Consider the following 20803-nt stretch of genomic DNA (forward strand, 5'->3'; position numbering starts at 1 on the left):
GGCCGACGGGACTGACGCCTCGGCCGACGGGACTGACGCCTCGGCCGACGGGACTGACGCCTCGGCCGACGGGACTGACGCCTCGGCGGGGGTCAGCGGGCGCGGGTCACCGAGACGGTCTGGCTGCCGCAGCCGTTGGCGGAGGTGAGGTTGGTGAGGGCCGACTTCTCGGTGCTGTCGACGGAGAGACGCCAGCGGATCTTCACCGAGACGAACTCCTTCAGGTAGCGGCACTTCTGCTGTGCGGGCATCCACTCGGCCGGGTCCTGGTCGCCCTTGGCCTGGTTGACGTTGTCGGTGACGCCGACGAGGGAGCCGTAGAAGCCGAGGTCGTTGGCGTAGTCGCGCCGCTCGGTCGAGGTCCAGGTGCGGGCGCCGGAGTCCCAGGCCTCAGCGAGCGGGACCATGTGGTCGATGTCGATGTCGCTGGTGGCGGTCCAGGAGACACCGTCGTAGTAGGAGTACCAGCGGCCGCCCGACAGCGAGCAGCTCGAGCCGACGGTGGGGGCCTCCTCGGCCTCCGCGATCAGCACCTCGTTGCGGGTGTTGCAGCCGTCGCCGTCGGCGTCGATCCAGTGCTGGAAGAGGTCACGGCTGTAGCCGGTGCGGTTCTCGGCCGCGACGGGGAGGTCGCCGATGGCGGTGGAGAGCGGCTGGGAGTAGGACTCGGCGTGTGCTGCCGCCGGGATCGTGAGCGGCACGAGGGCGCCGCAAGCAAGGATGAACAGGCCACGGAGTTTCATGGGGGTCTCCCGAGGTGAGGTGTTCGGTCGCCCCTAGACGATGCCGCGTTTTACGCGCCCCGTGTAACGCGGTTACCAGATGTTTCGAGAAGTTCACCCAGGGGCGCGATCACGCCGAGACGAACGGCTCCGTCAGGTGCGGCGTCGCCAGGTGAAGCGTGGCGGCGGCTTCGCGGCTGAGCAGGCGCTCCCTCGAGTGCCTGGCCGCCTCGGGGTCGACCTCGTGCGCGTAGGCGAGCTCGGGGTGGAGCAGTTGGAGCGCGTGTACGAGGAGGTCGCCGGTGACGAGCGCCAGCTCGCGCCCCTCGGCGACCAGCACGCTCTGGTGCCCCGGCGTATGACCGGGGGTGGCGACCGCGCGCCCGGTGCGCAGGGGCGTGTCGCCGTCGAGGAGCCGGAGCCGACCGGCCGCCGTGAGCGGGTCGGTGAGAGTCTCGCGAAGCTGGGGGTTGAGCGCGTCGAGCGCGTCGTACTCGGCCCGCTGGAGCAGGTAGTCAGCGTTCGGGAAGTAGGGGCGGCGGTCGCTGGCCTCGGTCACGACCGCCCACCCGACGTGGTCGGTGTGCAGATGCGTGAGCACCACGGTGTCGACCTCGGCCGCGTCGATACCCGCAGCGACGAGTGAGTCAGGAAGCACACCGGGCACCGGCGCCCACGACGCGGCCGGGCCGTCCGCCGGACCGATCCCGGCGTCCACGACAGTGAGGCCCTTGTCGCTGCGGATCGCGTAGGCCCGGAACTGGAGCCGCCAGCGGCCCTCGGCGTCGACCGCGCCCGGGTCGTAGCGGTCGACCTCGGCCCACTGCGCGGTCGTGGCCTCGGGGAAGGCATCGACGCGCGGAGAGAAGAACGGGCCCTCGCCGTCGGCGAGGGCGATGATCTCGGTCGAGCCGATCTGGAGGCGCGGAACGCTGGGGGCCATGGCCGCGATCCTGCCACGCGTTCTACGCGCCTCGCGTCGCACCAGATGTTCCGAGAAGTTCATCCAAGTCGCGCTCGACCAGCTCCTCGGCGCCGCCGTTCCCGTACGCCGCGACCACGGCCCGCAGCCGCGCGCGGGTGATGTCGGAGACGTACGCCAGGTCGGCCTTGGCCGCGTTCGAGCCCGGCCGGGTGGTCTCGGCGATCTGGACCGACCAGCACGTACGCCGCGTCCCGTCCTCCACGTTGGCCAGCGCGACCGCGTGGCCGGTGGTGCCGGAGCCGGCGAAGAAGTCGAGGACCCGCGCGTCGGCCGGCATCGTGGCCAGGATCCGCCGGATCAGGCCGGTCGGCTTCGGCGACTCGAACAGCGGCCCCACCAGCGCCTTCAGCTCCGCGACCGCGGAGTCGGTCGAGCCGATCTCCTCGGCCAGCCAGATCGTGGTGAGCTTCTTGCGCCGCGCATCGCCCGAGGCGTCGCGGGAGAGCCAGTCGCGCTGGTAGACGTCGATCCGCTCGCCCAACTTCCCGCGTACGCGACGGCACATCAGGTCGTCGGGACGGGCCGCGATCAGCGGGGCGCTCCACCGCCAGACCGCCGGGCGGCCGTCACCGAAGACCGGCCAGATCTCCTGGCCGCCGTCGAACGGCTCGACATCGACGCGGCCGGAGTCCGGGTCGCCCCACACCGGGAAGTGGAGCGTACGCGCCGTCGCCGGGTTGAACTTCTTGTTGGTGTTGCGCAGCGGCAGCCGCCGGTAGTGGCGCCCGTCGTCGGTGACCAGCGGGAAGTCCTGCTCGTTGACGGCCTCGGGGATGCTGGACTCCAGCGCACAGGACCGGGCGTCCTTGGCGTAGACCAGCAGATACTCGTGGGACGTCGCGAACCCGTTGCCGAGCTGGCGGCCCTTGGGGTTGAGGTTGACCACGATCTGCGCGAGCTGGTTGCGCTCGTCGAAGACCTCGTCCATCAGGACCTTGAGATGGGCCGCCTCGTTGTCGTCGATGGAGACGTAGATCGCCGCGCGCTCCGACATCACAGTGCGCGCCGCCTCCAGCCGGGGCCTCATCATGGCGACCCAGGCCTCGTGGCGGCCCGCCCGCTTGCCGTCCTTCCCGCGCCGGTCGTCGTGGTAGGCGAAGAGGCTGCCGGTGTTGTAGGGCGGGTCGATGTAGATCAGGTCGAAGGTCTCCCCTGCCACCGAGAGCGCCCGGAGAACGTCGAGGTTGTCGCCCTCGACGAAGGTGTTCCACGGCTCCCCCACGCGGGGAACGTTAGCCGACCGGGATATCGGTCGAGAGCAACGCGACCGATCGCTCGGCCACCAGGCACTGGATCTTGGTGCTCTTCGGCGGGGTGACGTGGAGGACGACGTCGCTGCCGCTCGTCGAGGCGGTGATGGTGGCCGGGTCCGGCGCCTCGCAGCCGTCGTAGACCGTCTGGGCGTAGAGTCGCTGGCCCGCCGGGACCTGCCCGAGCAGCGAGGTCGCCTTCGTGGCGAACGGTTCCTGGAGCGAGGTGCCGAGAGTCGCTGCGTACGCCTTGATCGCGGCCGCGTCCGGGAGCGGCGTCGCGGTCCTCTCCAGATCACCCTCCGCCGCTCCTCCAGCGGATACCAGGCCGCGGACCGGCTTCTCCGAGCTGGGCGGCCGGGACGGCTCCGGCTGGGGCTTCGGCTCGGTGGTTCCGGACGGAGACGACGAGGCCGAGGGCGTGGGGCTCGCGGCCGGATCGCTCGCCTCGTCGGAGGTGCCGCAGGCGGTGACGAGGAGCGCCGTCGCAGCGAGTGCGAGTGGGAGAAGACGCGTGGGGTGCATATTCCACATACTCCCCACGGCACCCGGCTGTTGCACCCCCGCGGCGCACGTCGTTATCCAGATGGAAGGATCACGCCGTGGCCCGCTTCACCCAGGCCGAGCTCCAGACCTACTACGGCGCCTCGGTTCCCGACCTCCTCCCGGCAGACGACCAACCGCTGCGCCTCCTCTTCGTCGGCATCAACCCCGGCCTGTGGACCGCGGCGACCCAGACCCACTTCGCGCACCCGCTCAACCGCTTCTACCCCGCGATCTACCGGGCCGGGATCACCACCCGCCCGATCGACGCCTCCGCGGGGATGACGCCGGAGGACCGCGACTACTTCCGGGCCCGGGGCATCGGCTTCACCAACATCGTCCGGCGCGCGACGGCCAAGGCCTCCGAGCTCACCAACGCCGAGCTCAAGGAGGGCGGAGCCGAGCTGTTCTCCCTGGTCGCACGCCGGAAACCGATCGTCGTCGCGATCGCCGGGATCACCGCCTACCGCACCGCGTTCAACCGCCCCAAGGCCAAGCAGGGCCGCCAGCCCGAGCCCTTGGCCGGCGCCGAGCTCTGGGTCGTACCCAACCCCTCCGGCCTCAACGCCCACGAGACCGTTCCCAGCCTCGCCGCCGCGTACGCCGAGGCCGCCCGTGCCGCCGGCCTGACCTGACCCGCCGAGACGTCACTCCCGTCGGCCGAAGCGTCACTTACGTCGTTCGAGTGCGCACACGCGTGCCAACTCGGCCGACGTAACTGACGTCTCGGCCGACGCAACTGACGTCTCGGCGGGGGGTCAGAAACCCGAGGGCGGCTGGGGAAGCTCCGGGACCCCGAGCTTGGCCAGCAGCGCGACCGCATCGTCGGCCGAGACCCTCGCGGACTGGGAGTGGAGCATGTCGTCGACGGCGAGGTCGACCTCGGAGGTGAGGCAGACGAGCACGTCCTCGCCCTCGGCCTCGGCCGGCCCCTGGAAGGCGAGCACGGGCAGGTAGGCGAGGTCCAGGGAAGCGGCCTTCTGCAGGAGGCGTACGGCGGCGAGCACGTCGGCACGGGGATCAGCGACCTCGAGCGGGCGGCCCTCGACGGACGCCGCCCCCTCGGCCGGGACCTCGACCACCCCGGCGGTCGAGGGGATGTCGTACTGCTCCACCACGGCGATCCCACCGGGATGCACCACGACGGCCTCGATCTCGCGGCCCGAGACCGGCACGTTGAGCACCACCAGCGCCGACTCGAGCTGGCCGAGCGCCTGGCGGAGCTTCTCCTCGCCGAAGGTCTCCGGGGCCCCGAGGTCAAGCATCCAGCCGCCCGCGGCGGTAGCCACCCACGTGGCCGTCTCCTGCTCCTTGAGCGCCATCAGCTTCTCGGCCTCCTGGCGCAGCCGGTCGCGCTCGAGCGCCGCGTCGTGCGCCCGCCGGCGCTCGTCGTCGAGCTCGGCGCGCAGCATCGCGACCTCGCTCTCGGCCAGCTGCTGCAGCTCGCGGCGCCGCTCCGCCTCCCGGGCACGCTCCTCGGCAGCCTGCTTCTCGGCCCTCAGCCGGGCGACCTCGAAGCGGCGTACGCCCTCCTCCAGGAGGCCGAGGGTGCGGTCGGAGACCGCGACGTCGGCGCCGGACTCGAGCCGGTCCCGCAGCGCGCCCCAGTTGACCTCGGGATGGTCGGTGACCAGGGTCTCCAGCACCTTCAGCAGTACGTCACCCTCCACCCCCGCACGCGAGGCCAGCGAGGCCCGGTTGAACCGAGCCGGCGCGGGAGCCGGGGACGAGGCCGGAGCGAGGCTCCACTGCCCTGGCGGGCCCTCGACGAAGCCACCCGAGGTCAGCACCGCGAGCAGCTCCTCCTCGGTCAGCAGCACGCGCTTGCCCTTCAAAGCGGCGCGCAGGACCGGCAGGCTCAACGGAGCCCGCAGGCGCAGGATCTCGGCGACGGCCGGCATGGAGGATTCAGGCATAGGGGCTGGTTAGGGGGTTGTTCTCGCAGGCGCGGCGATCGTACACCGCAGCACCGACATTCGAGGCCCACCAGCGCGGTTCCGAACAAAGACGCGAAGGCCCCGGACACCGACCGGTGCCCGGGGCCTCGCTGTCGGGCTAGCCCAACGGCTTCAGGTCGAAGTTGTAGACGGTCGTCTGACCAGCCACGATCTGTGCCTTCTTGGTCGCGGGCACGAACCCGTCGGCCGCGACGATCACCTGGAGCGGCGCGTTGGACTTCTGCATCCAGTACCCGTAGGTGCCGTCCGCCTTCGTCCGGAGCGTCACGTCGTAGGACACACCGTCGAGGGCCACCACCGCGCCCTCGAGCGGCTCACCCGACCCCGTCACCGTGCCCGTGATCTTGCCCCAGCCGGAGGGCGCCTTCACGATCATGGTCGCCGGGACCGGCGCCACGGTGTAGGGGGTGTCGTTCCCGATGACCACGTCGGCCGTGTAGGTACCCGGCTGGTCGACCGTGGCGTCGAACGTGACGACGGCGGTGACCGACTTGCCCGGCGCCAGCGTGAACGACGGCGGCTGCACGTCCAGCCACGCGACGCCACCGCCACCGGTCTCACCGGTCACATCGAGGATGATGTTGGAGTCGGGGAACCCGAGCGCCGCGGCGTCGGTCGGCTCCGGCGTACCGCACGCGTCGGAGGCCAGGTAGGTCGGCGACGTCTCGGCAGCGGGGTTGCCGCCGAAGTAGACCGCCGCACCTGCCACCGAGACGACCAGGATGTCGTCCGGCGCGATCTCCGCGGAGGCCGCGACCGGCACCGTGTAGGTCGAGCCGAAGTCGCTGGTCACCGTCGTGGTGCCCGACCCGATCGGGGTCAGGTTGGCGAAGGTGAACGCGGCACCGGCCGGGAGCGTGTAGAGCGTCGCCGTCACCGGCGTGTTCCCGTTGGCCGTCTCTTGGACCGCGAAGCTCACGCTGGTGGGCGTGAAGCCTCCGGAGATCCCGAAGTCACCCGGCGAGTACGTGCGCAGGATCGTCGTGGTCCCCGAGGGGCACGCGACCGAGCTGGACTGCACGACCTCGTGCGAGCTCGAGTGGGACAGCGTCGTCTCACCCGCCGGCGTGGGCGCGATCGCGGTGACCGAGGGCTTCTCGGCCGAGCCGCTCTTGCTGCCGGACGCGGAGCTCAGACCGTGCGCCTTCGACCCGGCACCCGCCTTGGTCTTGACCGCCGTGGCCTTCTTGGTCGCGCTCTTGGTGACGCCGGCCGAGGCGGTCTTGTCCCCGAGGATCACGACCTCCTCGCCGGTGGCACCCAGATCGACCTCGACGGGCGCGGACCCGGTGTTGGCGATCTTCAGGTTGCGGGAGACCGAGCCACCCATCGCGAGGCTGGCGTTGAGCGCCGTCTGGGTGACGGCGAGCCGGCCGGCCTTGAGCTGGGCGTCGGCGGTGGCGGTCGCGTCCTCGGCGACGGTGACGTCGCGGCTGACCGAGACGTAGTCGGGCGCGCCGATGCTCACGCCGTACGCACCCGTGACCGTGTCGACGCTGTAGGAGCCGTCGGCGCCGGTCTCGACCGTCTTGGCGGAACCGCCGGCGGTCGGGGTCAGGGTGACCTCGGCGCCGTCGATGCCGGACTTGGTGTTGTAGTCGGTGACGACACCGGAGACCGTGCCCATCGGGGCCAGGTCGAAGGTGATCGACATGCCGTCGCTCAGCGACGCGGTGTCGAGCGAGAACTGCGTACCGATCGTGCCGGCGGCGTTCTCGATGCCGATGGTCGCCGAGCCACCCAGAGCCCGGTCACCGCTGGGGAGGTCCCCGTAGCCCAGCTCGACCCGGCCGTCCTCGAAGAGGGTGACCGAGAAGTCGAGCGGGTCCGTCGTGCTCAGCGGGACGACGTCACGCCACTCGATGACGAACGCGTCCACGCCGTCGACGGTCGTCGCCCCGGTGAACACGTCCGCCTCACCACGGGCGTCGAGGTCGTCCCAGAACGGGTAGATCGCCGCGTTCGGCACGCTGACCGACGGGATCGCGCCGTTGTTGAAGGCCGTGCTCGAGGCGAGGAAGTTCAGGTGACCGTTCGAGGCGACGTACGCCTTGGTGTAGCTGTCGCCGTAGAGCGGGAAGCTGAACGGCAGGTCCACCGAACCCGCCACGTCGTCACCCTCGAGCCCGAGCGCGGTGGTGCCGGAACGTACGCCGCTCGAGCCCTCGGAGCAGAAGTACCCGTAGCCGTCGTAGGAGAGGACGACCTTGATGGGGTGGGTCTTGTTGCCCGTGACCTCGATCTGCGAGCTCGTCGCCTCGGCGCAGCCCGACCCCTCGGTGAAGATCGTGTACGTCCCCTCCGGAACGCCCGCGAACGAGTAGGTCCCGTCGGCGCCCGCGGTCGCGGACAGGTTGCCCGGCGACAGCTGGACCTCGGCCCCGGCGATCGGGGCGTCGGTGCTGGCGTTGGTGACGGTGCCGCTGACCGTGTACTTCGGGGCCTCGGCGAGGTCGAAGTCAACGGTCGTGGTGGCGTCCTCGGTGACGGTCGCGGTCCCGGTCTCGGTGATGAACCCGAAGGCCGAGGTGGTCACCTCGTAGTCGCCGACGTAGACGTCGGCCGAGAAGTGGCCCTCCGCGTCGGTGGTGAGGGTGCGGTCGAGGGTGTCACCGTCGAGCTCGACGGTCGCGCCCGCGATCGGGTCGCCGCCGCTGGTGACGGTCCCGGCGACCGTGCCGCCCTCGGCCGGGGCCAGGGCGATCAGGCGCGCCAGGTCGAGGTAGCCCTCGCCGTACACGTTGTTGTTCTCGGCGGTGCCGCCGCAGGTGGTGTCGTCGACGTCGGTCGCCGCCTCGTTGAGCAGGCGCCGGGTCTCCTCGACGTTGCCGATCAGGGCCGGGTTGTAGCTCCACAGCGCGGCGACGGCGCCCGCGAGGTGCGGGGCGGCCATCGAGGTGCCGTTGTAGCTGGCGTACCCACCACCCGGGACCGACGAGCGTACGTTCACGCCCGGTGCCGCGATGTTGGGCTTGGTCAGCCCGTCCTGACCGGGACCGCGGCCCGAGAACGAGGCCACGGTGCCGGAGGAGTCGACCGCACCCACCGAGTAGGTGAGCGTGTTCGCGCCCGGCGAGGACGTCCCCTGGCACATCGAGCCCGGGTTGCCCGAGGCCCACGAGGAGAACTGGCCGGCTGCGTTCCAGGCGGCGTTCACGTCGTCGAAGAACGAGTCGATGTAGCCGATGCCGTTCCAGCCCCAGGAGTTGTTGATGACGTGCGGGCGCTTGGAGACGTCCGGGTTCTCGCCGTCGGCGTCGGTCGGCTCCAGCAGCCACCAGCCCGAGTCGAGGAGACCGGCGTCGGTGCCGCAGCAGCCGTTGGTCTCGATCCACTCGGCGTCGGGCGCGACACCGATCTGGTTGCCGGCGCCGTCGTCGCCGACCATGGTGCCCATGGTGTGGGTGCCGTGGCCGTCGAGGTCACAGGGACCGCTGGAGCAGTCCCCGTAGGCGTCGAACCAGTTGTAGTCGTGGGTGAAGGTGCCGTCGCCGTTGTTGCCGCGGTACTGGTTGACCAGGGCCGGGTGGGTGTAGTCGGTCCCGGAGTCGACGCTGGAGACGACGATGCCGGCGCCGGTCGCGCCCTGCGCCCAGGCCTCGGGGGCGTGGATGAAGTCGATGCCCCACTCGGTGCCCTGCGGCGCCGCGGTGGCCTTCTCCTCCTTGACCGGCTCGACGAGCGAGAGCTTGGCCCGCTCGTGGACGGTCTTGATCTCGGGGTCGGCGGCCAGCTTCAGGGCCAGCTCCTCGGAGCCGTCCTTGACCAGGATCGCGTTCGAGATCGCGTACGTCTTGTAGCTCACCTTGGCGGACTCGAGCTCGGCGACGGCGCCGGCCTGGGAGGCCTTGGCCGTCTTCTCCAGCGCGTCGACGACGTACTGGCCGCGCTTGGTCCAGTCCTTGATGGACGTGGCAGGTCCGAGGTTGGCCTTGTCGGAGAAGCGGAGCCAGAAGTCGGCCGAGTCCGACTTCTCGAACTTCGACTCGAGGGTGGAGGTGAGCTTGGCCGCGGGGGCCTTGTCGTCGGCCGTAGGGGTGCCGGCGAATGCGGGAGTGGCGGCAAGCATCGCAGCGGTGGCGGCGAGTATGCCCGTGGCTGCTACGGCCGAACGGCCGAGGCGTGAATATCTCAAGGTGGGTCTCCTTGCGGAAACCGTCGGCAGAGCCCGTGATCAGATCGTGCGCGTTTCCCGGGTAATGCGGACGGATCGAATATTGCCGCCCGAAATCGTTCTCGGGATTTGTTACAGGTAAAGACATCCAGGGCGCCGGAGAGCGGCAGATACCTGTCAATGTCGTAAAAGCGACATGATGTCTAGACAGGTTGGCGAGTCAAATATGACACGGGTGCGTCATTGACACCGGCCCCGGTATCGACGCCGATTCGAACGCCCCCGCGAAGACCGCGGGTCGTTGAGGTAGGTCCCCTTTCCGTTCGCTGTACGTTTTTGTGAAAGGAGGGGCATGTCTGCGATCAAGCGCGTGACGAACACGTCCGAGGCCGAGGCGCTGGCGGCGTTGCTCAACGGCGACACCCGCACCAAGCCGACCGTGGTGGTGACCGTCGCGTCCGGGCACACCGACCCCTACGCCGACGTGGAGAGGATCGCGGCCGAGATCGGCGACCTCGCCGACCTCTACCTGGTCACGACCGGCGGCCACACCTGGGCCTTCTCCAACAGGATGACGCCGGGCACGCAGGTCTACGGCGGCGCCGGACGGGTCTACCCCGTCGGCCTGGCCTGGAACGTCGATCTGAAGCAGGCACCGCTGCGGTTCGCCTGGAACAGGTCCGAGGGCAAGAAGCTCACCGGTCAGCTCATCGACGACGCCCTCGACATGGCCGCGGCCGCCGGCCTCTTCGACAGCGCCCGCACCGCCTCCACCCGCGAGCGCCGCGCCGGCACGGTGCGCTCGATCATGAGCGAGCGCGCCCTGGTCGACCTCGTCGGTGGCGACATGGCCTCGGTACCGCCCCAGCTCGCCCAGGCCGGAGTGCCGATCGAGCGCGTCCTCGCCCCCGGCATGCACGTCGACGGCGTCCTGGAGAAGAAGTCACGCTGGCTCGACATCCGGGAGAGCCGCCCCACCGCCGAGGAGGCGCTGAAGACGTACGCCGCCGGCGACATCGTCCCCGCGCAAGTCCGCTCCGTCCTCGCCGGCTCCGCGGACCTGCGCCTGCATCCCGACGTCACCGTCGAGGTCTTCCGCTCGGACGTGACCGGCGACCCCGACGACGATCTATCGGCGCTTCTCACTCCTGGTGAGGTCGTGCTCGCGCGCGTCATCGCCACCGGCCCCAAGTGGCGGCTGTCGCTGCGCGAGGTCCGCGAGCACGACACGGCCCGTGAGGCGCTTTCTCTGTACGCCGGTGGCCCGCCCTGGCTCGACCCGGATGCGCCGCCGCCTGCTGTCGTCGACCATGTCGAGACGGTTCCCGAGCCTCAGGGGGTCGAGGCCCCGGCCGAGACGGTTCCCGAGCCTGCTCCCGTGGCTCCGGCGAAGCCCGCGGTCCCGACTCCCGCGATGATGCCGCGCCGCCGGGGCGAGCCCGTCCGTGCAGTCCGGCCGACGCCGGTGCCGGCGCCCTCGCCGCCGCAGGAGAAGGAGGTCGCGCCGGCGAAGAAGGCGGCGGTGCAGTCGATGTCGCTGCAGGTCACCGCCATCAAGGCCGAGAAAGCCCATCTCGAGGCCGAACTGGCCGGGCTCCGAGACCAGGTCTCGGGGCTGCGCAACGAGCGCGTGCAGTTCGCCAAGGATCTGGCCCGTGCGGCGCGGCAGGTCGAGACCCGCGACGTCGAGCTGGCCCGGATGCGCTCCCAGCTGCGCCGCGCCAAGCAGCGCACCGCGCCGCCCGAGGTCGCCCTCCCCGTCTTCGCCGACCGCGAGCGCGGCTTCCGTCACCTGGTCGAGGCCGCCTGGGCCCGCCGGATCCCGGTCGGCGAGCAGCCCACCCGGCCGCTGCCCGCTTACTCGATCGGGGAGAGGTTCCTCGACAGCGTCGACGCGCTCGAGGGCATCGCCCTCGACAAGATCGCCGACGTGGTCATGGAGGTGCTCACCGGCCTCGCGGAGCAGTCGACCGGGCGCGAGCTGCACCAGCTGCGTACCTCTGCCGGGGGCAACGCCGCGCCACAGTCCCGCCCCGACGGCGCGGTCTGCTACCGGGTCTCGATGCAGATCCACACGCCGAGCGCCCGCCGGCTGCACTTCTGGAAGTGTCCCGACGGCACCATCGAGCTCTCCCGCGTCGTCGTCCACGACGACATGGAGCCGTGAGGCGTCAGCCCCAGCACCAAGTCAGCAGCCCGACCAGCGGGTCCGGGATGCGCTCGAGCTCGACGGCCTCACCGAGGATCGTGCCATAGCGGATCTTGCGCCCCGACGCGGTGCCGAAGAAGCGGTGCAGCTGGTCGGCGACCTCCTCGCCGCGGTGCTCGGGCTGGTTCTGCAGCGTACGGAACTTGCCGCCCTCGCCGTTGAGCTCGAGGATCTCGACGATCCGCGCCGCGCCGATCGCTCGGATCATCTCGTCCTCGAGGTCACGCCGGCAGGCGAAGAAGCCCTGCCCGGAGAGATCCTCGCCGATCTGCCGGCCGAGCGCGTTGGCGACGAAGCGCTCCTCGGCCTCGTCGTAGAGCCCGCCGACCCGGTGTCCCGCCGCCGTCGTCTCCTTGATGAACCGCCCGGCGTTGCCGGCGCCGTTCATCGAGACGACCTCGATGCCGAGCTCGGCCAGCTCCACCCCGTAGCGCGGCGCCAACGCCTCCACCAGAGCCTTGTCCGACTCCCCCTCGACGAGCAGCGTGATCGGTCGCGTCATGGCGCACACCTTAGAAGAAGGTAGGGCGGCGCGCCTGTTCCACATATGCAACACCGGGCACTAGCGTTGCATATATGGAACGCGACGTCGGGCGCCTCGTCGCAGACTGCATCGAGCGGTCGGGCCTGAGCGCTCGGCAGGTGGCGGCGCGCGCCGGAGTGTCGGCCTCGACGGTCCACCGGATCGTCAACGGTGTGGTCAGCCCGTCGGTCGACACGCTCGACACCATCACCACGGCCTGTGGCGCCGAGCTGACTCTGAGCGCCAATCCGCTGGCGACGCCGGCAGCCGCGGCAGCGGCGCGCGCGATCCTCGATCAGCTGTACCCGACCGACGTGTCCCCCGACATCGAGGTCTGGGCCGGCCGGCTCGACACCTGGGCCGAGGGCGACCCGATCCAGATCCTCGAGGAGGCCGCACGTGCCTCCGGCGTTCTCGACCGGCCGGAGGCCGTGAGGCTGAGCGGCGAGGCGACCATCGGCCGGCTCGCCTCTGCCGGCGACGCCTCGGGTGGCCGCTGGGCGCTCTCCGGCGCGGCCGGCCTGGACCTCCCCTCCTTCGACGACGCCGTCTCACCGATCACGGTCCTGTGGTGCGAGGACCCGGGCTCGATCCAGCCGCTCCTCACCGACGGCACGCTCCGCCCCGCGCCGGCGCCGCACCAGGCCACCGTGGTCGTCGCCGCCGCCGAGCCCGACCTGTTCCTCGGTGCGTTCGAACGTGACCGCGTCGTCTACGCGGCCCCGATCCAGATCGCCATCGACGCCATCTCGGTCGGCGGCGACGCCGCGGACCGTGCCCGCGAGGAGATCCGGACATGGTGACGAAGCAGCCCCGCTGGGCACCCGACCCCGAGACGTACGCTGCCCGCAAGTCGGCCGCCAGCGACCTCTATCGCGAGGTCGCGGACCGCGAGGACCAGGTGCGCGACACCGGCGTCTGGTGGACCGAGGTCGACACCGCCCGGATGCTCCCCAGCGACACCGAGAGCGCGTGGCGGCGGTTCCGCGCGAATCTGCCCGAGCTGGTCTGGAACGCCGCTCGGCTCGAAGGCAACAGCTTCACCCTTCCCGAGGTGCGCACCCTCCTCTCCGGTGTCACCGTCGGCGGCCACCCCTCGGGGGACGAGGCGCAGGTGCGAGCGCTCAGCGAGGCGTACGGCGCTCTCCGAGATCTCGTCGGCTACGGCAGGTTCCATATCGACAAATCGACGTCGGACCGTCTCAATCGGATCCTCGCCCGCCACGAGACGCCTGACGCCGGCAGATTCCGCGGCGAGGGCACGCTGCGCCGCAACAGCAGCGAACAGCTCCGCGCCCGCTTCGCCACGCTGCAGGAGCGCATCGCCGAGACCGACGACCCACGGCTCCAGGCGCTGATCTACTTCTGCTCCGCCGCCCGGACCCGGTTCTACGCCGGTGCCAACAAGCGCACCGCCCTGCTGATGACGACCGGCATCCTGCTGTCCAACGGCTTCGACGCCGTCACCGTCCCGCACTCGCGGCGCCTCGAGCTCGACCACGCCCTCGACACCCTCGTCACCACCGACGACGCCACCGAGTTGATGGCCTTCCTGGTCGACTGCGCCGCCTCCGAGGGCTGATCGTCACAGCACGCGATCTGCCCGGTCCCGGGTCGCCCGCACCAGCGCGGCGTTGCGCAGATCGCTCTCGGCGATCTTGGCCTCCGCCTCTTCCCGCGACCTCCCACCGGCGAGGAACCGCTCGAGCAGCCTGGGCACCAGGATCTCGTCCGGGACATCGACGAACCAGGCCTCGTCCAGCAGGCCGCGTACGTCCTGCCACGGTCCCTCGTCGAGCAGCAGGTAGTTGCCCTCGGTGATCACGACCGGCTCGTCCTCGATCACCACCCCGCCAGGCACCGGCTCATCGGTGAGCCGGCTGAACCTCGGCCACTCGACTCGTTCCTGGGCCCGCACCTGTCGCAGCGCCGCCACGTAGGCGTCGGCATCGAAGGTGTCGGGCTCTCCCTTCCGCCCCCTCGCGCCCATCGCGTCGAGTTCCGCGTTGCTGCGGTGGAACCCGTCCATCGGCGCCACCACCGCAACCCGCCCGGTCTTGTTCAGGATGTCGCGCAGCCGCTCAGCCAGCGTCGACTTCCCCGCTCCCGGCGGCCCGACGATCCCGAGCACGAACCTGGCTCCGGCCTTGACGCTGATCTGCTCCGCCAGTCGGAGGAGTCGGTCCTCATCGAGGGTCAAGGTCAACCTCCACGCCGCACTCGGGGATGCCCGGCAACCGGGCCTTTTACTAGACGATGACACTGAGTGAACGGGTTCACAAAGTGTCATCGTCTAATAAAAGCAGTCGTCAGGACACCGCCACCTCGAGCTCGACGACCGCCCAGGACAACGGCGGCAGGGTCAGGTGCACGGTGCCGTCCTGGACCCCGACCCCGGTGAGCGGGACGAGCCCGACCGCATCAGGAGCCGACTCGACGTTCGACGTGTGCCGGTCACCACCCTCGGGAATGGTGAGCACCTCGGCGCTGACCACCCGCGCGGCACCGAGCCCACGCAGGTCGACCGAGACCTCCGACGCCTCCGAGAGCCCACGATTGGCGACGAAGAGCGCGACCCGACCGTCCGCCTCCGACCAGGTCGCGGCAGCGTCGATGACGTCGACGTCGCCGAACTTCTCGGTGGCGATCTGGTCGGCCGAGACCGCCAGCCGGAGGATCTGCCCGCGGGCGAGCGCGGCCATCCGGGCGAACGGCCAGAAGATCGTCTGCCGCCAGGCGGAGCCGCCCTCCTCGGAGCGGATCGGGGCGATCACGTTGACCAGCTGCGCCTGGTTGGCGATCCGGACGCGATCGCCGTGGCGCAGGAGCGAGTTGAGCAGCGTGCCGACGACGACGGCGTCGGTGACCGAGTACTCGTCCTCGATCAGCCGCGGGTGCTCGCGCCACTCCTTCTTCACCTGGTGGATCTGGTCGGCGGAGTCGAGGCCCTCGGCGTACCAGACGTTCCACTCGTCGAAGGAGATGTCGACCTGCTTGGTGTGCTTGCCGGCCGCCTTGACGGCGTCGATCGTGGCCACGACACCGTCGATGAAGGCGTCCATCCCGACGGCCTCGGCGAGGAACGAGGCGGCGTCGCCGGAGCGCTCCTGGTAGTACTCGTGCATCGAGATGTAGTCGATCTCGTCGTAGGCATGGGTCAGCACGGTGTGCTCCCACGAGCCGAACGTCTCCATGTAGCGGTTCGAGGACCCGACCGCGATCAGCTCGATCGAGTCGTCGACGAGCTTCATCGCCTTGGCCGTCTCCTGGGCCAGGCGACCATACTCGTGAGCCGTCTTGTGGCCGATCTGCCAGGGTCCGTCGAGCTCGTTGCCGAGGCACCACAGCTTGATGTCGAACGGATCCTCGGCCCCGTTGCGACGACGGAGATCCGACCAGTACGTCCCACCGGGATGGTTCGCGTACTCGACCAGCGCCCGCGCCTCCTCGACCCCACGCGTACCGAGGTTGATCGCCTCCATCACCTCGACGTCCGCCTCGCGGGCCCAGCCCATGAACTCGTGGAGCCCGAACTCGTTGGTCTCGATCGTGTGCCAGGCGCCGTCGATGCGGCGGGGCCGCTCGGCGACCGGCCCGATCCCGTCCTCCCAGAGGTAGCCGGAGACGAAGTTGCCGCCGGGGTAGCGTACGACCGTCGGGCCCAGCTCCCGGACGAGCTCGAGCACGTCCTTGCGGTAGCCACGGTCGTCGGCCGTCGGATGGCCGGGTTCGTAGATGCCGGTGTAGACGCATCTCCCCATGTGCTCGACGAACGACCCGAAGAGGCGTCGGGGTACGTCGGCGATCGTGAAGTCACGGTCGATGGTGATACGTGCGCGGGTCATGGAGCTCCTTGTTGTGACTCGTGCGGTTGGTTGGCTACCGGCCACCGAAGCCGGTGGTGGCGACGCCCTTGACGATCTGGCGCTGGAAGAAGAGGAAGACGACGATCAGCGGCAGCGCGGCCAGGACGGCCTGGGCCATCGTCTGGGCGTACTGGATGCCGTGGGCGTCGATGACGGTCTGCAGCCCGGTCGGCAGCGTCATCAGGTTGGTGTCGTTGATGACCAGGAACGGCCACAGGAAGTTGTTCCAGGCGTTGATGAACACGAAGATCGCGACCGCCGCCATGACCGGGCGCGACAGCGGCAGCACGATCGACCAGAAGACCCGCAGCCGGCCGGCGCCGTCGACGCGGGCGGCGTCCTCGAGCTCGATCGGCACCCCGTCGAAGAACTGCTTGAGGATGAAGACCATCGCCGGCGCCACGATCTGCGGGAGGATCAGGCCCCAGGGAGTGTCGATCAGGTCGAACGTGAGCATCTCGTAGAACAGCGGGATGATCAGCACCTGCGGCGGGATGATGATCGCCGCCACGATGACCGCGAAGAGCCATCGCCGGCCCGGGAAGCGCAGCCGCGAGAAGGCGTACGCCGCCAGCGCGGAGATCGTCACCGTCAGCACCGTGATGACCAGCGAGGTCCACAGGCTGTTGAGTGCCCAGATCCACACGTTGCCGTTCGACAGCATCTCCCGGAACGCCTCGGTCGTGAGGCCGTCGCCGCCGATCCAGCCCGACTCGGACGCGGCGTCGGTCTCGGTCTTGAACGCGGTGGCGACCGCCCACAGGAACGGCATCAGCCAGCCGACCGCCATCAGCGCCAGCACCACGAACGCGACGACGCGGCCGGCCCCCTTCTCGCCCGGTGATCGAGTTTGTCGAGATCTCATGACAGGTTCCTCCGACGGTTCATGGCGGTCATCTGGAAGACGCCCACGACGACGATGAGCGCGAAGAAGACGTACGAGATCGCGGCCGAGTAGCCGAAGCGGTAGCCGACGAACCCGGACTCGTAGATGTACTGCACGATCGGCCGGGTCGTGTCCGTCGAGACGCCGATGAGCATCTGGTACGCCTGGTCGAACAGCTTCAGCGAGGCCAGGACCTGCAGCATCACGATCAGGATCGTGGCCGGCCAGAGCTGAGGCAACGTGATCGAGGTGAGCCGGCGCCACGGTCCGGCGCCGTCGATGGCGGCGGCTTCGTACAGCTGGTCGGGGATGTTCTGCAGCGCGGCGAGGTAGAGCAGGAAGTTGAACCCGACCGTCCACCACACCGTGGCGATGACGATCGCGTAGAGGTTCACGGCCGGGTCCTGGAGCCACGCGATCGGCTCGATCCCGAGTGCGCCGAGGACGGAGTTGGCCGCGCCGATGTCCGGGTTGAAGATCCACACCCAGATCTGCGAGACGACCGTCGAGGCGAGCAGGAACGGCATGAAGAACGACAGCCGCCACAGCCACTGCCCCGGCAGCCCGCGATGGACGAGCAGCGCCATCACCAGTGCGAGGATCACCAGCGGGATCGTCGAGACGACGGTGAACCAGACGGTCGTACGTAGCGCCCGCCACATCGTCGGATCCGTCAGCGCCTCCCGGTAGTTGTCGAGTCCGACCCACGAGCCCCCTGCGCCCGTGAGCGACTGGTTCGTGACGCTCAGGTAGAGGCCGTGGACCAGCGGCCAGACCAGGAAGAGCGCGAACGCGACCAGGAACGGCGCCAGGAAACCCCAGCTCACCAGGCCTTCGCGGCTGGGTCCGGTGGTCGTCGCCGTTCTCGCACGGCTTGCCGCTGTGCGTACCAGCGGTCTCTCGACGGCTGCGGTCATGGCTTCCACGTCCCATCGGGGTCGACCGGGTTCTGGGTCTTCAGCAGCCGGTCGACCCGGGCCCGGAACGCGTCGATCGCGCCCGGCGCGCCCTTCCCGGTCATCAGCGCCGGCTGGATCGCGTTGCCGAAGCCGGAGTGGAAGTTGGAGGCCGACCCGGTGAACCAGGCCGCCGGGTCGTAGTTGACCCGCTCGGCGACATCGGCGTAGTGCGACTGCGGCGTCAGCTTCGCGTACTCCGGGCTCTGGGTCACCGGAAGATAGGCCGGTACGTGACCCGCGGTCGCCCACTCGTAGGAGCCCTTGAGCAGGTCGGCCACGAACCGGTAGGTCAGGTCGCGACGGTGCTCGTCGACCTCGTTCTGGTGAGGCAGGACGAACGCGTGCGAGTCGGCGTACGCCGCCGGGGTCCCGAACAGGGTCGGGATGGCGGTCATGTCGAACGGCACGCCCGCCTCCTTGACGGACCGGAGCTCCCAGACGCCGGTGAACAGCAGGCCGCTCCGGCCGGTGGCGAACTCGGCGAGCGCCGCGGCGTAGTCGTTGCGCTGGACGGCGAGCTTGCCGTCGAGCAGCCTCTGCATCAGCTGCAGCGACTCGACGGCGATGTCGTCGTCGATCTCGGCCTTCCCACCCTCGGGGAAGGTCATCGCCGCGCCGTGCTGGGTGTAGAAGGTGTAGAAGAGGCGGAACATCTGGGACCCGTCGCCGAGATAGCCGTACGACAGCGGCGGCGTGCCCTTCGTCTGACCGCCGACCTGGCTGACGAGGTCGATGAACTCCTCGGGCGACTCCGTCTTCCGGAGCCGGCCGTCGCTGTCGAGGACACCGGCCTTGTCGCAGATCTCGGGGTTGAACATCAGCACGGTCGGGTGGGCGTCGAGCGCGACGGCGAACACCTTGTCGCCGATCATGCCCTTCTTCCAGATCTCCTCGGGGAAGTCGTCCTGGCTCACGCCGAGCTCCGCGAGCCGGCCGACGTCCCAGGTGTCGAGGAGCCCGCCGGGTGCATAGCCCGGCACCCGGGAGGCGTGCATGATCGCGAGCTCGGGCGGGCGACCGCCGGTCGCGGCCATCGCCAGCTTCGTGTAGTACGGCTCGCCCCAGACCAGGGTGGTGGTCTTGACGTCGTACGCCGCGCCCGACCCGGTCGCCTTCGCGACCATGTCGGCCATGGTGCCGCCGTCGCCGCCGCTGAGCAGCGTCCAGAACTGGATCTGGTCGGGGTCGGCGGCGCTGGCGGCACCCGCGGCGCCGCAGGCGGAGAGGCCGCCGGAGAGGGCGGCTGCGCCGCCGATCGCGGCTGCTCCGGTGAGCAGCCCGCGTCTGGAAAGCATCGTGGATCGACGTGCCATCGCGTCTCCTTGTCACAGAGGTGGGGTGTGACGTGCGTTACATCCCGAACTATTACATCGATGTAATAGCGCTGGCAAGAGTCTCTTCGTCCCCGATTCGGTGGATCCCTCCCGTCGCTGATCCACCTCGCCTCGATCACGAGTGCCAATGGGAAGCATGAAGTCCCTGAAGCTGCTCTCACGATGAGCACGACGCTGCTCGTCGCCGCGGGTATCGGCTACCTGCTGGGCATCCTCGTCGGCGTGTGGATCGCGCACGGCCGCTGGACCGCGCACTGATCGCCGCTACCGCGTCGTACTCCCCCGGACGACCAGCTCGTGCGGGATCGCCACCACGCGCGGAGGACTCGTCCGGTCGGCGATCCGGGTCAGCAGCAGGTCGACCGCCGCCTCGGCGAAGGCGTGCCGGTCCAGGGCGATGGTGGTCAGCGACGGGTTCATGAACCGGGCGTGCTCGACGTCGTCGAACCCGGTCATCAGGACGTCGCCGGGCACCGAGATCCCGTGCTCGTCGAGCACGTGCAGCGCGCCGAACGCGATCGAGTCGGTGAACGCGACGATCGCGTCGAAGCCGGTGTCGCGGGCGAGCAGCTCGGCGGCGGCCTCGGCGCCACCCACCATCGACCACTCCTCGACGTACACCTCCAGCTGCGGGTCCGCCTCGATCCCGTGCTCAGCCAACGCCCGGTGATAGCCCTCCAGCCGCTGGATGCTGGTGGCCGTGGCGTCGGTCGCGCCGGTCTCGCCGCCCATGGCGACGATCCGCCGCGCGCCGCGCTCGAGCAGGTGCTTCGTCACCTCGTACCCGGCCTGCCGGCTGTCGATCAGCACCCGGTCGACCTTGTGCTGCTCGACCTCGCCGATCAGCACCACCGGCGGCAGCTGGTCGTCGTGGACGATGATGCTGTCCTTGAGCCGGATCGGGTTGAGGATCACCCCGTCGATCTGGTGCTCCCGAGCCCGCGAGACCAGGTCGTACTCCCGCTTCGGCTCCGCCGCCGTCTCCTCGATCTGCACCACCATCCCGCGCTCGTGCGCCACCTGCACCACCCGATGCACCACGTCCGCCGAGAACGCCGTCGCCAGATCCGGCAGCGCCAGCGCGATCACCCCGGTCCTTCCGTTCCGCAGGCTCCGGGCACTCAGGTTCGGTACGAACCCCAGCTCCTCCACCGCAGCCAGCACCCTCTCGCGGGTGTCGGGACGTACGAACACGGTCTCGTTCATCACGTTCGACACCGTCTTCGGCGACACCCCCGCAAGCGCCGCGACATCCTTCACCGTCGCCCGGCGCGGCCCCCTGGTCATGGGGTCAGCGTATGGGAGTTCGGCGAGCCCGTGCGTGCTCTAAACCACGCGAAACGCACTGCCAGCTCTCAACCGACGACTCGGGTCACGTAACACAACAGCGCCCGGCGCAGTCCGGTCGATCATTGCCTGTGCCGCGGGCCATCGCGACGATGTCTGTTGAATGC

17 protein-coding genes are annotated in these 20803 nt (G+C 69.9%); 4 read left to right on the forward strand and 13 right to left on the reverse strand.

Annotated elements, in window-relative coordinates:
* Positions 1 to 92: 92 nt before the first annotated feature.
* The 4 genes from UG56_RS20915 to UG56_RS20930 all read right to left on the reverse strand — a co-directional run bounded on the left by UG56_RS20915 (position 93) and on the right by UG56_RS20930 (position 3482).
* Positions 93 to 743, reverse strand: a complete 651-nt coding sequence (locus tag UG56_RS20915) for an HNH endonuclease family protein (protein ID WP_045546803.1) — start codon at positions 741 to 743, stop codon at positions 93 to 95.
* Between the two features lie 109 nt (positions 744 to 852).
* Entirely contained in the window at positions 853 to 1665 is an 813-nt protein-coding gene (locus tag UG56_RS20920; RefSeq protein ID WP_045546802.1) for an MBL fold metallo-hydrolase, read from the reverse strand.
* 22 nt (positions 1666 to 1687) lie between these two features.
* Complete coding sequence (locus tag UG56_RS20925) at positions 1688 to 2929, reverse strand: site-specific DNA-methyltransferase (protein ID WP_045546801.1); 1242 nt, start codon at positions 2927 to 2929, stop codon at positions 1688 to 1690.
* A gap of 10 nt (positions 2930 to 2939) precedes the next feature.
* Entirely contained in the window at positions 2940 to 3482 is a 543-nt protein-coding gene (locus UG56_RS20930; protein ID WP_045546800.1) for a hypothetical protein, read from the reverse strand.
* A 77-nt stretch (positions 3483 to 3559) separates the two neighbouring features.
* Between UG56_RS20930 and UG56_RS20935 the strand changes: the two genes are divergently transcribed.
* Positions 3560 to 4135, forward strand: coding sequence for a mismatch-specific DNA-glycosylase (locus UG56_RS20935; RefSeq protein WP_045546799.1), 576 nt, complete (start codon positions 3560 to 3562; stop codon positions 4133 to 4135).
* Positions 4136 to 4258: 123 nt separating this feature from the next.
* On the opposite strand, the gene UG56_RS20940 is transcribed toward UG56_RS20935, so the two are convergent.
* Together UG56_RS20940 and UG56_RS20945 are read right to left on the reverse strand one after the other, a co-directional pair.
* Positions 4259 to 5416: a hypothetical protein gene (locus UG56_RS20940; RefSeq protein ID WP_143055133.1), complete on the reverse strand. Its 1158-nt coding sequence runs from the start codon at positions 5414 to 5416 to the stop codon at positions 4259 to 4261.
* Between the two features lie 139 nt (positions 5417 to 5555).
* The gene (locus tag UG56_RS20945) at positions 5556 to 9593 is read right to left on the reverse strand and encodes a carboxypeptidase regulatory-like domain-containing protein (protein WP_256206802.1); all 4038 of its coding nucleotides are present in this window, start codon (positions 9591 to 9593) and stop codon (positions 5556 to 5558) included.
* A gap of 331 nt (positions 9594 to 9924) precedes the next feature.
* Between UG56_RS20945 and UG56_RS20950 the strand changes: the two genes are divergently transcribed.
* A complete protein-coding gene (locus tag UG56_RS20950; protein WP_045546796.1) occupies positions 9925 to 11739 on the forward strand; it encodes a hypothetical protein in 1815 nt (604 codons plus the stop codon).
* A gap of 4 nt (positions 11740 to 11743) precedes the next feature.
* Here UG56_RS20950 and UG56_RS20955 read toward each other — a convergent pair whose 3' ends face one another.
* Positions 11744 to 12283, reverse strand: coding sequence for a TOPRIM nucleotidyl transferase/hydrolase domain-containing protein (locus tag UG56_RS20955; protein ID WP_052693070.1), 540 nt, complete (start codon positions 12281 to 12283; stop codon positions 11744 to 11746).
* Positions 12284 to 12357: 74 nt separating this feature from the next.
* Between UG56_RS20955 and UG56_RS20960 the strand changes: the two genes are divergently transcribed.
* Complete coding sequence (locus UG56_RS20960; RefSeq protein ID WP_045546794.1) at positions 12358 to 13107, forward strand: helix-turn-helix domain-containing protein; 750 nt, start codon at positions 12358 to 12360, stop codon at positions 13105 to 13107.
* On the forward strand, positions 13101 to 13886 hold the full coding sequence (locus UG56_RS20965; protein ID WP_052693066.1) for a hypothetical protein: 786 nt from the start codon (positions 13101 to 13103) through the stop codon (positions 13884 to 13886). The genes UG56_RS20960 and UG56_RS20965 overlap by 7 nt, the downstream gene beginning before the upstream one ends.
* Before the next feature lie 3 nt (positions 13887 to 13889).
* On the opposite strand, the gene UG56_RS20970 is transcribed toward UG56_RS20965, so the two are convergent.
* From UG56_RS20970 to UG56_RS20995, 6 genes are all read right to left on the reverse strand, one after another.
* Positions 13890 to 14504, reverse strand: coding sequence for a nucleoside/nucleotide kinase family protein (locus UG56_RS20970; RefSeq protein WP_045546793.1), 615 nt, complete (start codon positions 14502 to 14504; stop codon positions 13890 to 13892).
* A gap of 109 nt (positions 14505 to 14613) precedes the next feature.
* Positions 14614 to 16149: an arabinosylfuranosidase ArfA gene (arfA, locus tag UG56_RS20975; RefSeq protein ID WP_045546792.1), complete on the reverse strand. Its 1536-nt coding sequence runs from the start codon at positions 16147 to 16149 to the stop codon at positions 14614 to 14616.
* A gap of 34 nt (positions 16150 to 16183) precedes the next feature.
* The gene (locus UG56_RS20980; RefSeq protein ID WP_045546791.1) at positions 16184 to 17035 is read right to left on the reverse strand and encodes a carbohydrate ABC transporter permease; all 852 of its coding nucleotides are present in this window, start codon (positions 17033 to 17035) and stop codon (positions 16184 to 16186) included.
* On the reverse strand, positions 17032 to 17883 hold the full coding sequence (locus UG56_RS20985; protein WP_256206803.1) for a carbohydrate ABC transporter permease: 852 nt from the start codon (positions 17881 to 17883) through the stop codon (positions 17032 to 17034). The genes UG56_RS20980 and UG56_RS20985 overlap by 4 nt, the downstream gene beginning before the upstream one ends.
* A gap of 86 nt (positions 17884 to 17969) precedes the next feature.
* Positions 17970 to 19328: an extracellular solute-binding protein gene (locus UG56_RS20990; RefSeq protein WP_045546789.1), complete on the reverse strand. Its 1359-nt coding sequence runs from the start codon at positions 19326 to 19328 to the stop codon at positions 17970 to 17972.
* 285 nt (positions 19329 to 19613) lie between these two features.
* The gene (locus UG56_RS20995; RefSeq protein WP_045546788.1) at positions 19614 to 20636 is read right to left on the reverse strand and encodes a LacI family DNA-binding transcriptional regulator; all 1023 of its coding nucleotides are present in this window, start codon (positions 20634 to 20636) and stop codon (positions 19614 to 19616) included.
* Between the last annotated feature and the right edge of the window lie 167 nt (positions 20637 to 20803).

The sequence above is a fragment of the Nocardioides luteus genome (genome assembly GCF_000960475.2).
GTDB classification, from domain to species: Bacteria; Actinomycetota; Actinomycetes; order Propionibacteriales; family Nocardioidaceae; genus Nocardioides; species Nocardioides luteus_A.